This window comes from Streptomyces sp. CBMA156 (genome assembly GCF_014596515.1).
Taxonomy (GTDB): domain Bacteria; phylum Actinomycetota; class Actinomycetes; order Streptomycetales; family Streptomycetaceae; genus Kitasatospora.
This window is the reverse complement of sequence record NZ_MSJQ01000405.1, coordinates 1-16,941: the sequence shown is the minus strand read 5'-3', so window position 1 is coordinate 16,941 and position 16,941 is coordinate 1. Positions and strand designations below refer to the sequence as shown.

Annotated in this window: 12 protein-coding genes; 8 read left to right on the top strand and 4 right to left on the bottom strand. The window is 73.8% G+C overall.

Features of this window, described 5'->3' with window-relative positions; translation table 11 throughout:
• Nucleotides 1-30 precede the first annotated feature (30 nt).
• The 4 genes from BU198_RS35980 to BU198_RS35965 all read right to left on the bottom strand — a co-directional run bounded on the left by BU198_RS35980 (nt 31) and on the right by BU198_RS35965 (nt 5,436).
• Nucleotides 31-1,311 (bottom strand): hypothetical protein, encoded by a 1,281-nt coding sequence (locus tag BU198_RS35980; protein ID WP_188301005.1) that lies wholly within the window; start codon nt 1,309-1,311, stop codon nt 31-33.
• A 56-nt stretch (nt 1,312-1,367) separates the two neighbouring features.
• Nucleotides 1,368-2,648 carry a hypothetical protein gene (locus BU198_RS35975; protein ID WP_188301004.1) on the bottom strand — a complete coding sequence of 427 codons (1,281 nt, stop codon included), beginning with the start codon at nt 2,646-2,648 and terminating at the stop codon, nt 1,368-1,370.
• Nucleotides 2,649-3,042: 394 nt separating this feature from the next.
• Complete coding sequence (gene serC, locus BU198_RS35970) at nt 3,043-4,161, bottom strand: phosphoserine transaminase (protein ID WP_188301003.1); 1,119 nt, start codon at nt 4,159-4,161, stop codon at nt 3,043-3,045.
• A gap of 174 nt (nt 4,162-4,335) precedes the next feature.
• Nucleotides 4,336-5,436: a citrate synthase 2 gene (locus BU198_RS35965; RefSeq protein WP_188301002.1), complete on the bottom strand. Its 1,101-nt coding sequence runs from the start codon at nt 5,434-5,436 to the stop codon at nt 4,336-4,338.
• A gap of 439 nt (nt 5,437-5,875) precedes the next feature.
• Between BU198_RS35965 and pdxH the strand changes: the two genes are divergently transcribed.
• The 8 genes from pdxH to BU198_RS35925 form a co-directional block, all read left to right on the top strand.
• Complete coding sequence (gene pdxH / locus BU198_RS35960) at nt 5,876-6,508, top strand: pyridoxamine 5'-phosphate oxidase (protein ID WP_188301018.1); 633 nt, start codon at nt 5,876-5,878, stop codon at nt 6,506-6,508.
• Between the two features lie 143 nt (nt 6,509-6,651).
• Nucleotides 6,652-6,843 carry an FxSxx-COOH cyclophane-containing RiPP peptide gene (gene fxsA / locus BU198_RS35955; protein ID WP_049656076.1) on the top strand — a complete coding sequence of 64 codons (192 nt, stop codon included), beginning with the start codon at nt 6,652-6,654 and terminating at the stop codon, nt 6,841-6,843.
• A 228-nt stretch (nt 6,844-7,071) separates the two neighbouring features.
• Nucleotides 7,072-8,502: a TIR-like protein FxsC gene (locus BU198_RS44055; RefSeq protein WP_188301001.1), complete on the top strand. Its 1,431-nt coding sequence runs from the start codon at nt 7,072-7,074 to the stop codon at nt 8,500-8,502.
• Nucleotides 8,492-12,505 carry an FxSxx-COOH system tetratricopeptide repeat protein gene (gene fxsT, locus BU198_RS35945; protein ID WP_188301000.1) on the top strand — a complete coding sequence of 1,338 codons (4,014 nt, stop codon included), beginning with the start codon at nt 8,492-8,494 and terminating at the stop codon, nt 12,503-12,505. Before BU198_RS44055 ends, fxsT begins: the two co-directional genes overlap by 11 nt.
• A gap of 37 nt (nt 12,506-12,542) precedes the next feature.
• Nucleotides 12,543-13,724: an FxsB family cyclophane-forming radical SAM/SPASM peptide maturase gene (locus BU198_RS35940; protein WP_188300999.1), complete on the top strand. Its 1,182-nt coding sequence runs from the start codon at nt 12,543-12,545 to the stop codon at nt 13,722-13,724.
• Nucleotides 13,725-13,898: 174 nt separating this feature from the next.
• The gene (locus tag BU198_RS35935) at nt 13,899-15,029 is read left to right on the top strand and encodes an aKG-HExxH-type peptide beta-hydroxylase (protein WP_188300998.1); all 1,131 of its coding nucleotides are present in this window, start codon (nt 13,899-13,901) and stop codon (nt 15,027-15,029) included.
• A gap of 374 nt (nt 15,030-15,403) precedes the next feature.
• A complete protein-coding gene (locus BU198_RS35930; RefSeq protein WP_188300997.1) occupies nt 15,404-15,589 on the top strand; it encodes a hypothetical protein in 186 nt (61 codons plus the stop codon).
• Between the two features lie 73 nt (nt 15,590-15,662).
• A partial coding sequence (locus tag BU198_RS35925; RefSeq protein WP_188300996.1) for an FxsB family cyclophane-forming radical SAM/SPASM peptide maturase occupies nt 15,663-16,941 on the top strand: 1,279 nt, incomplete at its 3' end.

Here is a 16,941-nt window from a genome sequence, read left to right as displayed (position 1 = left end):
AACGGCGGACCGCTCCCCGGGCCCGGTGGATCAGCTGGTGTAGTAGCCCTGGACGTCGGCCACCAGGTCCAGGCTGCCGTGAGGGTTGTACAGCTCGATGAAGCCGTCGGCGCTGACCGGGACGATCGTCATGGAGGCGATGTCCTGCCCGGCCGTGTAGTTCAGGTTGGAGGTGCCGGGCACCGGGGTGCCGGCCTTGTGCGCGGTGACGTGGCCGGCCTGGTCGGCGTTGGTGCCGGTCAGGTTGAGCACGACGGCCGCGACGTTGTCCGGCACGCCGCCCAGCCCGGTGACCTTCACCCGGGTGGTGGAGCCAGGGCCTGCCTGGTGCTGCGGGGCGCCCAGGCCCTCGCGGGTGTCGAGCACCCGGGTCGGGGTGGCCGGGACGAACAGGCCGTGCTGGCCGGCCGGGGTGCCGGACACGTTGCCCTCGAACTTGCCGAGGTAGTCGACCACCACGTGGGCCGCGCCGGAGTTGGTGTAGAGCGCGAGCTTCCCTTCCCGTCCGGTGTAGGCGTACGACAGGTTGGTGGCCGTCTGGCCCGCCGAGAAGTTGACGTCCGAGATCGACCAGGGCTGCTGCCCCGCCGGGTACATGGTCAGGTGGGCGTCCTCGGTCGGCTCGGTGACGGTCGCCTGGACGACCTGGAGGCCGCTGATCGAACCGACCGAGGAGATGTCCAGGTCGAAGACGTTCCCCGCGCCGCCGAGCAGCTTGCCGGGGTGGCCGCCGAGGTCCGTGCGGGTGTCCAGGAGACGCTGCGGCTCGCCGAGCTCGAAGGTGAAGCCGGGGGTCGTCACGGGGGCCGCGCTCCGGGGGACGTACCAGCCCTGGAGGTCGGCGACCAGGTGCACCCGGCCGATGTGGTTGTACAGGTTGACGATGCCGTCCGGGCCGACCTGCACGGTCACCCGGTTGCTGGTGACCTTGTGCGCGGTGTCGACGTTCAGGTTGGACACCACCGGGCGGGCGGCGCCGCCCGGGTAGGCGGTGATGTAGCTGTCCTCGGTCGAGTCGACGGCGGTGACGTTCATGACCACCGAGCTCGGCAGCCGGTCGGCCGGGACCTGGAGCAGCTTGGCGATGTCGAGCCTGACGACACCGTCCGGGCCGACCTTGCCGCTGGGCGCGCCGTTGCCGACCCGGGTGTCGAGGATGCGCCAGTTCGAGGCCGAGTACCAGACGCTGGCCGGGCCGACCTGGTCGGCGGCCGGGGTGTTCGGGGTGGCGAAGGCGGCCGGTGCGGCGGGCAGCACGGTGCCGGCGGCGAGGGCGAGCGCGGCGAGGGCCGCGGCGCGGGACGTGCGCATGAAGGTGTTCCCCCTGGAAGTGGAAGGTGCGGCGGGTGGGCGGGCCGGGCGGCGGGTCAGGAGGTGTAGAAGCCCTCGACGTCCGCGACCAGGTCGACCGCGTCGTGCGGGTTGTACAGCTCGATGAAGCCCTCGCTGTCGACCGGGACCACGGTCATCGAGGAGACGTCCCTGCCCGCCCGGTAGTTGAGGCTGGAGGTGTTCGGCCGGTCGTCCCGGTACCGGTAGGCGGTGACGTGCCCGTCGCCGGTGGCGTTGGTGCCGGTCAGGTTGAGCACGACGGCGGAGGCGTTCGCCGGGGCGCCGGGCAGGCCGGTGACCTTGACCATCATGTTTCCGCCGGGGCCGAGCCGCACGGCCGGGCCGCCGTTGCCGAGGCCGGTGCGGGTGTCGAGCACCCGGGTCGGCGGGGTGGGGACGAAGAGCCCGTGGTCGGCGGCCTCGGGGTGGCTCGCGACGTGCCGGAACCTGCCCACGTAGTCGACCACCAGGTTGACCTGCCCGGCGTTGTTGTACAGGCCGAGGCCGTCCCGGCCGACGTCGACGGAGGTCAGGTTGGTGACGGTCTGGCCGGCCGCGAAGTTGAGGTCCGAGGTCTCCGGGATCCGGCTCCAGGGGCCCCCCGCGTAGGCCTTGACGTGGCTGTCCTGGGTCGCTTCGGTCGCGGTGAGCTGGAGGACCAGCTCGGTGTCGCCGTCGGTCGGGGAGGTGACGCTGGAGACGTCGGCCGCGATGGCCTTGTCGGCACCGGCGCCGACCGGGCCCTGGCGGTCGCCGATGGCGGTCCGGGTGTCGAGCAGCCGGGCGGGCTTGCCCGGGAGGTAGGTCGAGCCGGGGTTGGTGTCGCTGCCCCGTGCCTGGTAGATGCCCTGGACGTCGGCGACCAGGTGGACGCTGCCGACGTGGTTGTACAGGCTGACGGTGCCGTCCGGGGCGACCTGGACGGTGACCCGGTTGGTGGTGACGTTCCGGCCGGCGCTGACGTTCAGGGTGGAGGCGGTCGGGCGCTCGGTGCCGCCCGGGTAGGCGGTGAGGTAGCTGTCGCCGGTCGGGTCCACGGCGGTGAGGTTCATGACCACGGCGGTGGGCGTGTGGTCGGCGTGGATGGCCTGGGTGATGTTCAGCGTGATCACGCCGTCCGGGCCGATCGGGCCGGCGGTCGCGCCGACACCGGCGCGGGTGTCGAGGACGCGGACGGGAGAGATGGAGTAGAAGGGGCCGGCCGGGCCGGCCTGGGCGGCGGTGGCCTGGGCGGCGAGGGCGGCCGGCGCGGTCGGCAGCACGGTGCCGGCGGTGAGGACGAGCGCGGCGAGTGCCGCGGCGCGGGATGCGCGCATCAGAATTCCCCCCTGATTGTGACGATCATATGATCGTGCTGTGCACATCGTAGTGGGGGCCCCGGGCCACGGCCACGGGGTTGACTCCCGTGCGGCACACGGCAGTTCGGGCCCGGAGCAGCCGGTCGCGGCAGGGTCGGAGGGGGGCTCCGCTTCGGTCCTGGGTGGGCCGGAGGTACGCTCGTTGACCGTGGATCCCAAGACTCGTATGCGCATCGTCTCCGGCACCCTGGTGCTGCTGCTGGTCGTCGTGCTGATCAGCTCACTGGTCGGCCGGTAGGCCGGGAACGGCGAGAGGGCCACCGCCGGTCGGCGGTGGCCCTCGGCCGTGTCCTGTGGAGAACCGGTCCCCGGGGCCCTCAGGGGGCCGGGTCCGGTGTCCTCGGGACGGTGGTCAGAGCTGCTCGACCACGTAGTCGATGCAGTGGGTGAGCGCCTCGACGTCCGCCGGGTCGATTGCCGGGAACATCGCGACGCGCAGCTGGTTGCGGCCCAGCTTGCGGTACGGCTCGGTGTCCACGATGCCGTTGGCACGCAGTGCCTTGGCCACCGCGGTGGCGTCCACCGACTCGTCGAAGTCGATGGTGCCGACCACCTGGGAGCGCTCGGCCGGGTTCGCCACGAACGGGGTGGCGAAGGAGGACTTCTCGGCCCAGGAGTACAGCCGGGACGAGGAGTCGGCGGTGCGGGCGACGGCCCAGTCCAGCCCGCCGTTGCCGTTCAGCCACTCCAGCTGGTCGGCCAGCAGGAAGAGGGTGGACAGCGACGGGGTGTTGTACGTCTGGTCCTTCGACGAGTTGTCGATGGCCGTCGGCAGCGAGAAGAACGGCGGGATGTACCGGCCGGAGCCGGCGATCTCGGCGGCGCGCTCCAGGGCGGCCGGGGAGAAGGTGGCCAGCCACAGGCCGCCCTCGGAGGCGAAGGACTTCTGCGGGGCGAAGTAGTAGACGTCCGTCTCGGTGATGTCCACCGGCAGGCCGCCGGCGCCCGAGGTGGCGTCCACCAGGACCAGCGAGCCCTCGTCCGCGCCCACCGGGCGCCCGATCGGCATCGCGACGCCGGTCGAGGTCTCGTTGTGGGTGAGCCCGTAGACGTCCACGCCGGCCTCGGCGACCGGCAGCGGGTGGGTGCCGGGGGCGGTCTTGATCACGCTCGGCTCGCCGAGCCACGGCGCGGCCTTGACCGAGGAGGCGAACTTCGAGGAGAACTCGCCGAAGTCCAGGTGCTGGGACTTCTCCCGCACCAGGCCGAAGGCGGCGATGTCCCAGAAGGCGGTGGAGCCGCCGTTGCCGAGGACCACCTGGTAGCCCTCGGGCAGCGAGAACAGGCTGCTCACGCCCGCGCGCACGCGCTTGACCAGGTTCTTCACCGGGGCCTGGCGGTGCGAGGTGCCGAGCAGGGAGGTCTGGGTGGCGGCGAGGGCACTCAGGGCCTCGGGGCGCACCTTGGAAGGTCCGCAGCCGAAACGGCCGTCTGCGGGCTTGATGTCAGCGGGGATCTGGATCTGAGCCACCCGGGCAGCCTACCGGCCGGGGGCCCGGCGGGGGTACGGCCGTCCGCCCGCTGAGACTGTGATCGCGGCCGCCTGGAGGCCGCCCCCGGGCGCCCGGCAGCGGGCCCGGCCGGAGCCGGACCCGCTGCTCAGGGGCACTGACCGGACGCTCGTCCGGTATCCGCCGGCGCGTCGTCAGCGGGCGATGGCGTCCCAGCCCTCGATCTCCTCGGGGCGGCGCGGACCGGGGCCGATGTAGCGCGCGGAGGGGCGCACGAGCCGGCCCGTGCGCTTCTGCTCCAGGATGTGCGCCGACCAGCCCGCGGTGCGCGCGCAGGTGAACATCGACGTGAACATGTGCGCGGGGACCTCGGCGAAGTCCAGCATGATGGCGGCCCAGAACTCGACGTTGGTGGCCAGCACGCGGTCGGGGCGGCGGTTGTGCAGCTCCTCCAGCGCGGCCTTCTCCAGCGCCTCGGCGACCTCGAAGCGCGGCGCGCCGAGCTCCTTGGCGGTGCGGCGCAGCACCCGGGCGCGCGGGTCCTCGGCACGGTAGACGCGGTGGCCGAAGCCCATCAGGCGCTCGCCCTTGTCCAGGGCGTTCTTGACCCAGGCGGTCGCGTCGCCGGTGCGCTCGATCTCCTCGATCATGCCGAGCACCCGGGACGGCGCGCCGCCGTGCAGCGGGCCGGACATCGCGCCGACCGCGCCGGAGAGCGCGGCCGCGACGTCGGCGCCGGTGGAGGCGATGACCCGGGCGGTGAAGGTGGAGGCGTTCATGCCGTGCTCGGCGGCCGAGGTCCAGTAGGCGTCGACGGCCTTGACGTGCTTCGGGTCCGGCTCGCCGCGCCAGCGGATCATGAACCGCTCGACGACCGTCTCGGCCTTGTCGATCTCGCTCTGCGGGACCATCGGCAGGCCCTGGCCGCGGGCCGACTGGGCGACGTAGGACAGCGCCATCACGGCGGCCCTGGCGAGGTCGTCGCGGGCCTGGTCGGCGTCGATGTCCAGCAGCGGCTTGAGGCCCCAGACCGGGGCGAGCATGGCGAGCGCCGACTGCACGTCGACCCGGATGTCGCCGGAGTGCACCGGGATCGGGAACGGCTCGGCGGCCGGCAGGCCGGGGTTGAACTTGCCGTCCACCAGCAGGCCCCAGACGTGGCCGAAGGAGACGCTGCCCACCAGGTCGTCGATGTCGACACCGCGGTACCGCAGGGCGCCGCCTTCACGGTCGGGTTCGGCGATCTCACTCTCGAACGCGACGACTCCCTCAAGCCCGGGTACGAAATCGGACATGCGACGGCTCCTTCAGTGTTCTGCGATCGGCGCCCCGCCGTGGTGGGGCGGCGCACCAGTGACCGAATGGTGTTTGGCACTCGGTGCCAGGGTCTCAGGCACGGGGTGCATTGCGCCATACACCACCGTGGTGATGTTTCCCGCGGGCCCGCTCGGATTTCCCGCCAGGGGGCCCGATCGTGCCCGGGGGAGCCCCGGAGGCCCCGGAATCCCTGGAACCAAACGCCTGGTACCGGACAATTCCCCGCAGGGCGGGCGGTCAAGCGGTGGCGGGTCACCTGATCTCCCACCGGGGTTTGTCCGGAGGTAGCGGTGCCGGTTGCTTGTCGTACGGGATGATGTTGGCGTGCAGACCCCGGATCGCGCCCAGTCGACGCCCCCGAGCCCCGCCAACCGGACCCTGGCCGACGAGGCCCGCCCCGGCCCGGACCTCACCGTGATGCGCAAGCACTACAGCCACGAGGGCCTGGTCGAGGAGCAGCTCGCGCCCGAGCCGATCGGCCAGTTCACCCGCTGGTTCCACGAGGCGGACGACGCCGGGGTGGTGGAGCCCAACGCGATGGTGCTCTCCACCGCCGACGCCGGGGGGCGGCCCAGCTCGCGTACCGTCCTGCTCAAGGGCTACGACCTGCGCGGCTTCGTGTTCTTCACCAACTACGGCTCCCGCAAGGGCTCCGAACTCGCCGTCAACCCGTACGCGGGGCTCCTGTTCCCGTGGATCGCGCTGGCCCGCCAGGTGATCGTCCAGGGCCGGGTGGAGAAGGTCGGCCGGGACGAGACCGCCGCCTACTTCCGCACCCGCCCGCACGGCTCCCAGCTGGGCGCCTGGGCCAGCGAGCAGTCCAGCCCGGTCGGCGGCCGGGCGGTCCTCGAACAGCGCTACGCCGAGCTGGAGCGCCGCTACCCGGAGGGCGAGGGCGTGCCCGTCCCGCCGTTCTGGGGCGGGTACCGGGTGGTCCCGGAGAGCGTCGAGTTCTGGCAGGGGCGGGAGAACCGGCTGCACGACCGGCTCCGCTACGTCGCCGACCCGTCCGCCCCGACGGGGTGGCGGGTGGAGCGGCTCTGCCCGTGATCCGTTCGGCCCACGGCGCCGCGCGGCGCCGGCGTGGAGCTGATGGACCGTCACCTCACGGGTGTAGGATGCCCGTCGCGGACCTGGGCCGATGCACATCCGGCCGGCAGCCCGCTGTGCCGACACGATCGAGTGAGGGACTGATGGGCGTCACCGGTGCGGAAACCGCCGCTGGACTCGGCTCTGACCTGGTCGACGTCGCCGCCCTGCCGCTCGACGAACTCGACGCCCTGCCCGACACCGTCCTCGGCGACCTGCTGCGCCGGGTGGTCGCGGACGCCCTGACCCCGGGCGCGGAGCCGCTCGCGGCGTTCCAGTCGGCGCTCGACCGGTAGCACTCCGCGGCGCGTCCGAGCGGTGGCAGCCGTCGGCGCGCCCCGCGATCCCGTCCGCGCGCCTCCGCGCGCCGGAGTGCCCCCGGCTGCCCGGGTGCGCCTGACCACCGGCTAAACCACCCGGGGTACCGAATCCTCCAACTCGCCAGCGGGGCAAGGGGAGTTCACGACATGCTGGGGTATTAAACCAGCGCCGTCGCGGACCGTCGGGCACGGGGGGAACGAGTGGTGGAGCAGGAACAGCAACGGCCGTACTTCTTCTTCAGCTACGCGCGCCGGGACTTCGAGGCCGAGGACGCGTTCGTCAACCAGTTCTTCAACGACCTGCGGGACGAACTCGGCCGGCTGGTCGGGGTGGCCGTCCGGGCCGAGGAACTCGCCTTCCGCGACACCGAGCAGCTGCGCCTCGGGGACGACTGGGCCGAACGGCTGGCGACGATGCTGGGCCGCAGCCGGACCATGATCGCGCTCTACTCGCCGGCCTACTTCGCCAGCCTGTACTGCGGCAAGGAGTGGACCGCCTTCCGGGGCCGGGTGCGGCGCCACCACGAGGACACCGGGGAGCTCGTCCCGGCACTGATCCCGGTGCTCTGGGAGCCCGTCGGATCGGGTGAACTGGCCGCCGAGGTGACCAAGGTCCAGTGGGCCCAGCCGGACATGGGCGACGCCTACACCCGGCACGGCCTGCGGGCGCTGCTGCGCACCGCGCAGGGCGAGGCGTACGAGCAGGTCGTCCGCGTGGTCGCGGAACGGGTCAGGGGCGCGGCCGCGCGGCGGCTCGGCGAGCTGCCCGAGTTCGACCTGGGCGCGGTCCGCGGCTACTTCCCGCCCCCGGCGGCACCGGAGCCCGCCCCCAGCCCCGGGATGGTGCGGCTGTTCATCGCGGCCGGGCGCGCCTCGGAGGCCGCCGCCGAGGGCGGCTCGTACGCGGGCGGCTGGTACGGGGCCAAGCCCTGGCACTGGGCGCCCTACTACCCGCCCAACCGGCCGTCCCTGGCGGCGCGCGCCCAGCAGGTGATCACCGCGGCCGGGCACACCACCACGCTGGAGGAGATCGGCCCCGGCCTCGGTGAGAAGCTCGACCAGGCCCGCGAGGACAGCCAGGTCAGCGTGCTCCTGATCGACCCGTGGGTGGCGGCCGGCGACCGCTACCGGGCCGCGCTGAGCGAGTACGACGACCAGAACCACCCGGTCACCGGCGTGGTGGTCCCGATCGGCGGCAACGACCCGGACGGGGAGCGCGAAGCGCCGTGGACCGGCGTACGCGGCGTGCTCCGCCGCAACTGGTTGCGCCGGCGCGACCTGGAGCACTTGTTCCGGGTGCGCGTGAACCAGGAGAGCTTCGACAGCGACCTCACCATCATGGTGACGGTCGCCCAGAACAAGCTCATGGACGACAACCTCGATTGGGGAGACGATGGCGGGGACGCCTTCGGCTTCGGTTCCGGGAGCGACACCTTCGGCTTCGGCGACGGCCCGGACATGCCCGGGCTGACCATCCCGGCCGGTCCGCCCCGTCGGCCGGGTCCGCCGGGTCAGCGGCGGGCACGGCCGCCCGCGCAGCACCACCCCGATCCCGCTCCGAAGGAACTGCCCGGCCGGCGCCGGGGCCAGGACGACGCTGTCCCGCAGAGGGGAGACCAGGACGATGACCACTGAGCCCGGTGCGGAGCCGGAGCGCGGCGGACCGGGATCGGTCGTCACGTTCTACTCCTTCAAGGGCGGCACCGGCCGCACCATGGCGCTCGCCAACGTCGGCTGGATCCTCGCCAGCCGCGGCCTGCGCGTCCTGGTCGTCGACTGGGACCTGGAGGCGCCCGGCCTCCACCGCTACTACCACCCGCTGCTGGTCGACCCGGAACTGCACTCCACCGACGGCCTGATCGACCTGCTGCGCTCCTACGTCAAGCAGGCACTGCCCTCCACCGCCGGGCCGGTCGGGCAGTCCCCGGCCGCCTGGCTGGACGAGCCGGGGCGCCTGGACGGCTACGTCTGCGGGCTCGCCCTCGACCTGCCGCCCGGCGGCCGGCTCGACTTCCTGCCGGCCGGCCGGCAGAACGCCGCCTACGCCGCCGCCGTCACCAGCTTCAACTGGCGCAGCTTCTACCACGGCAGGGACATCCGCGGCGGCGAGTTCCTGCGCGAGCTGCGCGAACGCTGGGCCCGCGGCTACGACTACGTGCTCATCGACAGCCGCACCGGCGTCAGCGACACCTCCGGCATCTGCACCGTCCTGATGCCCGACAGCGTCGTGGACTGCTTCACCTTCAGCGCCCAGAACATCCGCGGCGGCGTCGACGCCGCCCGCGCCATCGCCGAGACCGAGGAGCGGGCGATCCGGGTCCTGCCGGTGCCGATGCGGGTCGAGGACGCCGAGCAGGAGCGGCTGGAGGCCGGCCGCGACTACGCGCGCGAGGCGTTCGCCCCCTACCTCGGCCGCTGGCTGGCCGCCGACCGCAGGGCCGGCTACTGGGCCGACGTCGAGGTGCCGTACAAGCCCTTCTACGCCTACGAGGAGGTGCCCGCCACCGTCGCCGACCGGCCGCAGGAGGCCCGCAGCCTGCTCAACGCCTTCGAACGGCTGGCCGGTTGGGTCACCGACGGCCGGGTCACCACCCTGCGCCCGCTCACCGCCGAGACCCGCCGCCGGCTCCAGGGCGCCTACCTGCGCTCAGCCCGCGCGGTGCCGCGCCAGGTGTTCGTCAGCTACGCGCCCGAGGACCGGATGTGGGCCGAGTGGGCCGCCGGGACGCTCACCCGCTTCGGCTACCAGACCTCCCTGCACAGCGCCGCCGAGCCGTACACCGGGGCCAGGCCGCCGGAGGTCGCGGGGCCGGTCGACGGCCAGGGCCGGCTGCTCGCGCTGCTCTCCCCCGAGTACACCGCGCTGCCCCGCGCCGCCGAGGTCTGGCAGCTCCTCCAGGGGCGCGAACTGGTCTCGGGCTCCCCGGCGCTGGTCGCCTTCCGGCTCCAGGACCCGGACGATCCGGTGCCCCGCCCGTTCGCCGGGCAGCCCGTGACCGAGCTGGTCCGCTCCTCCGCGGTCGGCGCCGAGTCCCAGCTCTACGCCGAACTCGGCCCCCCGCCCGGCAGCAGCCGCCAACCCGACACCGACAGCGGGGAGTTCGCGGCCCCCGCCCGCTTCCCCGGCACCGCCCCGCAGGTGCAGGAGGCGCCCTCGCGCAACGCCGCCTTCATCGGCCGCGGCAAACTGCTGGAACTGCTCCGCAACCGCTTCACCGGCGGGCCCGCCGCCGTGCTCAGCCAGGTGCTCTACGGCTTCGGTGGCGCCGGCAAGTCCCAGATAGCCGCCGAGTACGCGCACCGCTTCAAGGCCGCGTACGACGTGGTCTGGTGGGTGCCCGCCGAGGAACCCGCCAACATCCCGCAGAAGATCGCCGAACTCGCGCCCCGGCTCGGCGTGCCCACCAGCGACGACGTCGCCCACACCGCCGCCGCGGTGCTCGACGCGCTGCGCCGAGGCCAGCCGTACCGCCGCTGGCTGCTCGTCTTCGACAACGCCGGCACCCCCGAGGAACTCGCCCCCTGGCAGCCGGCCGGCTCCTCCGGCGGGCACGTGCTGATCACCTCCCGCAACCAGGGCTGGGCCAGGCACGCCGGCCTGGTGGAGGTCGACGTCTTCCTCCGCGAGGAGAGCGTCCGGCTGCTGCGCCGCTTCAACAGCGGCCTCAACCCGGAGGACGCCGACCAGGTCGCGCACCGCCTGGGCGACCTGCCGCTCGCCGTAGGCCAGGCCGCCGTCTGGCTCCAGGAGACGTCGATGCCGATCGCCACCTACCTCGAACTGCTCGACGAAGAGCTCACCGAGATGCTGGAGCGCACCCGGCTGCGCGCCGCCGACTACCCGCACTCGGCCGCCGCGACCTGGCGCATCTCGGTCGAGGAACTGCGCCGGATGAACGCCCCGGCCGCCCAGATCCTGGAGATCTGCGCGTTCTTCGGCCCGGACGCCATCCCGATGCAGCTGCTCTACAGCCGGGCCGTCACCCGCGCCCTGCGGCTGCCCCCGCGCGCGCCCCGCGACAAGCTCGCGATCGGCGAGTTCCTGCGCGCCATCAACCGGTTCGGGCTCGCCCGCACCGACCAGGGCAGCGAGACCATCACCGTGCACCGGCTGGTCCAGGCCGTGCTGCGGGACCAGGTCGAGGAGGAGCGGCGGGCCGAACTGCGCGGCGTCGTCCACGCCGCGCTCGCCACCGCCAACCCCGGCGACCCGGACGTGCCCGCCAACTGGGCCGAGTACGCCGAACTCCTGCCCCACCTCTGGCCGTCCGGGGCGCTCGACAGCGCCGACGAGGACGTCCGGCAGTGGATCATCGACTCGGTCCGCTACCAGTGGAAGCGCAGCCTGCACGAGTCCGGCCGGGACCTGGCAGGACGGACCCTGGAGCACTGGCGCCAGGACGGCTACGGCGGGCCCGGCTTCGACGCCGACAACGACGCCCAGACGCTCATGCTGCGCACCCAGCTGAGCAACATCCGCCGCTCCCAGGGCGCCCTCCAGGAGGCGTACGAGATGGACCGGGACATCCTGGACCGCTTCACCGCGACCCTGGGCCCCGAGCACTCCCACACCCTCGCCGTCGCCAACAGCCTCGGCGCCGACCTGCGCTTCCTCGGCCGCTACGACGAGGCCAGGGCACTCGACCGCCGCACCCTGGACGCCGCCCGGCGCACCCTGGGCCCCGATCACCCGCGCACCCTGATGATCACCAACAACCTCGCCGTCTCCGACTACCTGGCCGGCGACCGCAGGGCCGCCCTGGAACGGCACCGCAGCAACTACCTCCAGCAGCGCGACGCGCTCGGCGCGCACAGCCTGTACGCGCTGTCCTCGGCCTCCAACTACGCCCGCGACCTGCGCGAGACCGGACGGCTGCGGGAGGCCCTGGACCTGCTGGAGGAGACCGTCCGGATCTACCAGCAGACCATCGGCGACGGCCACACCGACACCCTGCGCGCCCGCAAGAACCTGGCCGTGGCGCTGCGCCGGGCCGGCCGGTACCACGAGGCCCTGGAGATCGACGAGGACATCTACCAGCGCTACCTGGACATCAACGGCGCCGAGCACCCCGACACCCTGGCCGCCGCCACCAACCTGGCCAGCGACCTCAACGCGCTCGGCGACACCACGCGGGCGATCCCGCTCGCCGAGCGGGCGCTGGGGAGGTACCGCGACTACCTGGGCGAGGACCACCCGGTGACGCTGGCCGGCGCCAACAACCTCTCGGTGTACCTGCGGCTGGCGGGGCGCGCGACGGAGGCGCGCGAGCTGTCCGGCCGTACGCTGGCGCAGTTCCGCACCGTCCTCGGCGCGCACCACCTCTACATCCCGATCGCGATGATGAACCACGCGAACGACCTGGCGCTGGCCGGGGAGCTCCGGGGCGCGCTGGAGCTGGAGCTGGAGGCCGAGCCGCTGATGACCGCCGCCCTCGGCCAGGACCACTACGACTCCATCGGCCTCAACTCCAACCTCTCGCTGTCGCTGGCCGCGCTCGGGTACACCGAGCGGGCCGCCGAGCTGCGGGCGGAGTGCATCCGGCGGTCCAGGGTCACCCTGGGGGAGGAGCACCCGACGACCATCGCGGTGCGGGCCGGGACGCGGCTGGACTCGGACGTGGAGCCGCCGCACGTGTGACGGACGGTCCGCCGTCCAAGTGGCCTAGGCTCGCGCCATGGTGGCGTTCCGGCAGTTCCTGCTGAAGATCCACAGTCGGTGCAACCTGGCCTGCGACTACTGCTACGTGTACCAGGGCGCGGACCAGAGCTGGCGCGGGCGGCCGCGGCGGATGGAGCTCGCGACCGTCCGCCGCACCGCCCGGCGGATCGACGAGCACGCGGCCGAGCACGGGCTGGACGAGGTCTCCGTGGTGCTGCACGGCGGTGAGCCGTTGCTCGTCGGCGCGGCCCATCTGGACGCGCTGCTGGGCGAGTTGGCGGCGGTCGGGCCCCGGGTGCGGTTCACCGTGCAGACCAACGGGCTGCGGCTGGCGGACGAGCCGGAGCTGCTCGACGTGCTGCACCGCCACCGGGTCACGGTCGGGGTCTCGCTGGACGGCACCAGGGCCGACCACGACCGGCACCGCCTGCTGCCCTCCGGCGGGGGCAGCTGGGCGCGCACCGCCGAGGCGGTGCGGCTGCTCGGCACGGACCGGCACCGGGAGCTGTTCGCCGGGCTGCTCTGCGTCGTCGACCTCGCCGCGGACCCGGTGGCCACCTACGAGGCGCTGCTGGAGTTCGCACCGCCCAGGATCGACCTGCTGCTGCCGCACGCCACCTGGCGGGAGCCGGCGCCGGGCCTCATGCCGCGGACGGTGCCGCACGCGCCGCCGTCGGGCTCGGCGCCCGCCCCGTACGGGGAGTGGCTGATCGCCGCCTTCGACCGCTGGTACGGCGCACCGCGCCGGGAGACCGGGGTGCGGCTGTTCGAGGAGCTGGCGGTGCTGCTGCTCGGCGGCCGGGCGGCCAGCGAGGCGGTCGGGCTGGCGCCCGTCGACCTGGTGGTGGTCGAGGCGGACGGGACGATCGAGCAGGCGGACAGCCTCAAGGTGGCCTACGACGGCGCCCCGGGGACGGGCCTGGACGTGTGGCGGCACGGCTTCGGGGAGGCGGCGGCGCACCCGGCCTTCCGGGCCCGCCAGCGCGGCCTGGCCGGCCTCGGCCCGGTCTGCGCCGGCTGCCCGCTGGCCCGGGTCTGCGGCGGCGGACTGTACGCGCACCGGTACGCGGGGGACGGCTTCGGGCACCCGTCGGTGTACTGCGCGGACCTGGACCGGCTGATCCGGCACATCGCGGGGCGCCTGCGGTCGGGGGTGACGGGGCTGGCGGGAGCCGGGCGGGCGCGTGCGGGGAGTTGACGGCCTCCGTCGGCTCACCCGTCCGGGTCATGGCCGGCCGCCGTCCGGCTGATCCGTCCCGGTGCGGGGAGACCGCGGGTGGACCGGGAGGGTTGGGCGGACCGGGCGGGTCGGGCGATGGACCGGCCGGTCGGCCGAACGGGCCGGCGGCCGGACGGACGAGGAGGAGGACCGGTGACGGGAACGGGCGAGGTGGTGGTGGCCGGGGTGCCCGGAGCGCGCGGTGCGGACGGGCTTCCCCGGCACGGCGTGGACCGGGCGACGTTCCTGGCGATCGCGGGCGCGCGCGGCGGCCCCGGGGCCGTCCGGCTGCTGCGCGCCGGGCAGTTGAGCAAGCGGGCGCTGCTGCTGCTGGCACTGCGCCGGGCGGCGCCGGAGCACGGCGGCTACCGGGAGGCGTACGCCCGGGTGCGGGCGCTGCAACGGGACGACCCGGCGCGGTGGGAAGAGGTGCTGCTGCGGCCCGAGTTGGACGCCTGGGCGGCCGACTGCCTGCGCGGCGCGGCGGCGGGGGAGGCCGTTCCGCTGGACGGACTGGGCGAGTTCCTGCGCAGTGGTCCGGGACCGGCCCTCGCGCTGGAGTGCGACGGGCTGCGCTGGGCGCCGTCGGTGGACCACGCCGGGCCGCGCCGGGTGGACTACGGGCGCCCGCCGTCCGGTCCGCTGGCTGCCCCCGAACTCGCCGCCTGGGAGGAGCGGTTGGCCGAGGCCTGGAGCATCCTGGTGCGCCGCCACCGGCGTCACGCGCCGGCCCTGTCGGCGTGTGTGACCACCGTCGTGCCGCTGCGGCCCGCGCCCGGCGGGGAGGCGGTCAGCGCGGCGGCCCGGCGGGCGTACGGCGCGGTGGCGGCCTCGCTGCCGGGCGATCCGGTGCTGCTGGCGCTGGCCCTGGTGCACGAGTTCCTGCACGTCCAGCTCGGCGCCCTGCTGGACCTGGTGCCGCTGCACCGCCCCAACGGCGCGGCGGTCTACCACGCCCCCTGGCGCCCCGATCTGCGCCCGGCCGGGGCGCTGCTCCAGGGGACGTACGCGCACCTGGGCGTGGCGGACTTCTGGTGGACGGAGGCGGCCGCGGGTGCGGGCGACGGCGCCCGTGCGCGCGCGGAGTCGGTGCGCTGGCGGGAGCACACCCTGGCCGCGGCGCGGACGCTCCTGGGCTGTGGCGAACTGACTCCGGGCGGAGTGGAGTTCACCGAGGAGCTGGTGCGTGCCGTGCGCGCGCCGGGTGCGCCGGGTGCGCCGGGTGCGCCGGGTGCGCCGGGTGCTTCGGGTGCTTCGGGGGTGCTGGGGTCGCCGGGGGAATGAATCCGGGGCGCCGGATGCTTGGCCGGATGGCGCGCTTGTCCGGGTGCTTCGCGGGGCACGCCCGGGGTGTGCTCAGTGGCCGGCTCTGGTTCTCGTCTCCGGGCCCGTTCCGGTGTCCGTCCCGCCGTTCGTCGCGCTGTCCGCCCTGCCGCCCGTCCCGGCGACGCGCTTCGGCGCGCGCCACGGCGAAGTGCGCGACCGCTGAACGGGTGATTTCTGGGGGGTCAACGCGCTGTCCTGCGACGTCGGCCGCCCGGGGAGCCCAACGTGAGTCCGCAAGGTGCCGCGCGGAGTCTTCGCGGGCACTACATTGGTCGCAACCGGGTGGGCTTACCCACCCTCGGCAGGTCCTAACCGCGCCTAAGGAAACGAATATGACTCCGGTAACCAGCACCAGGCCGGCCGGCAAGCTCACTGACCCTCAGGAGACGCCGGAACACCTCTCCCTCGCCGATCTCGCCGCGCTCGGCGCGGAGGAGCTCGCCTCCCGGCTCCAGCGCGCGCTGCCCAGCGCGGATTCCGGCCTCGTACCGGTCGCCGCCTTCAACTCCTCGATCTGACCCGGCCCGGACCTCCGAGCGGAACCCGGACCGAGCAGAACGAGCCGAACCGAACAGCCCCATGACGACGTCGATGCCGCTGCCTTTGACGCAGTTCGTGGTCAAGATGCACAGCAGGTGCGATCTTGCCTGCGACCACTGCTACGTCTACGAGCACGCGGACAGCAGCTGGCGCTCCCGCCCGAAGGTCATCGCGGACGGGATCCTGGCCAAGGCCGCCGAACGCATCGGCGAGCACGCGGCCGCCCACCGGCTGCCCGCAGTCCGGGTCGTCCTGCACGGGGGAGAACCCCTGCTCGCCGGCCCGGACCGCTTGCGGCGCGCCGCCCGGACGCTCCGGGCGGCGCTCCCGCCCGGCTGCGCGCTCGACCTGCGCATCCACACCAACGGTGTGCTGCTGAGCCGCGACTTCTGCGAGCTGTTCGCGGAGCAGGACGTCAAGGTCGGCATCTCGCTGGACGGCGACAAGGCCGCCAACGACCGCCACCGGCGGTTCGCCGACGGGCGCAGCAGCCATCCGCAGGTGCTGCGGGCCGTCGCGCTGCTGAACGAGCCCGAGTACCGGCACCTGTTCGCCGGGCTGCTGTGCACGATGGACGTCGGGAACGACCCGGCGGCCGTGTACCGGGCGCTGGCCGAACTCCGCCCGCCCGCCGTGGACTTCCTGCTCCCGCACGCCACCTGGGACGAGCCGCCCAGGCGCCCCGCCGCGCTGGGCGCCACCCCCTACGCCGACTGGCTGCTGACCGTCCACAGGCTGTGGGAGGCGGACGGGCGGCCGTTCGCCGTACGGACCTTCGAGTCCGTGCACCGGACCCTGCGGGGGTTCTCCAGCCTCACCGAGTCGCTCGGGCTGGAACCCTCCGACCTGGCGGTCCTGGAGACGGACGGGACCTTCGAGCAGGCCGACAGCCTGAAGACCGCGTACGACGGCGCGCCCGTCACGGGGATGAACGTCTTCGCGCACAGCCTCGACGACCTCGCCCGCCACCCCGGCATCGCCGCCCGGCAGTCCGGCCTGGCCGGGCTGAGCGAGGCCTGCCGCGCCTGCTCCGTGGTCCGCTCCTGCGGTGGCGGTCTGTACGCCCACCGCTATCGGAGCGACGATGGAGGAGGCAGCTTCGACCATCCCTCCGTCTACTGCGGTGATCTCATGACGTTCATCAACGGCCTTGCGGGGAGCGGGAGGACGGCGTCGGACCCGGCGGCCGCCGTGCCGGCGCAGGGGGCCGCCACCCCGGTGCCGGGCGGTGGGCCGCTGCTGCCCGGCGCGCTCGGCCCGTCGCACATCGACGAACTCGCGCGCGGATACGGGGGCGCGGACACCGTCGCCGCGCTCGGCCGCTCCCAAC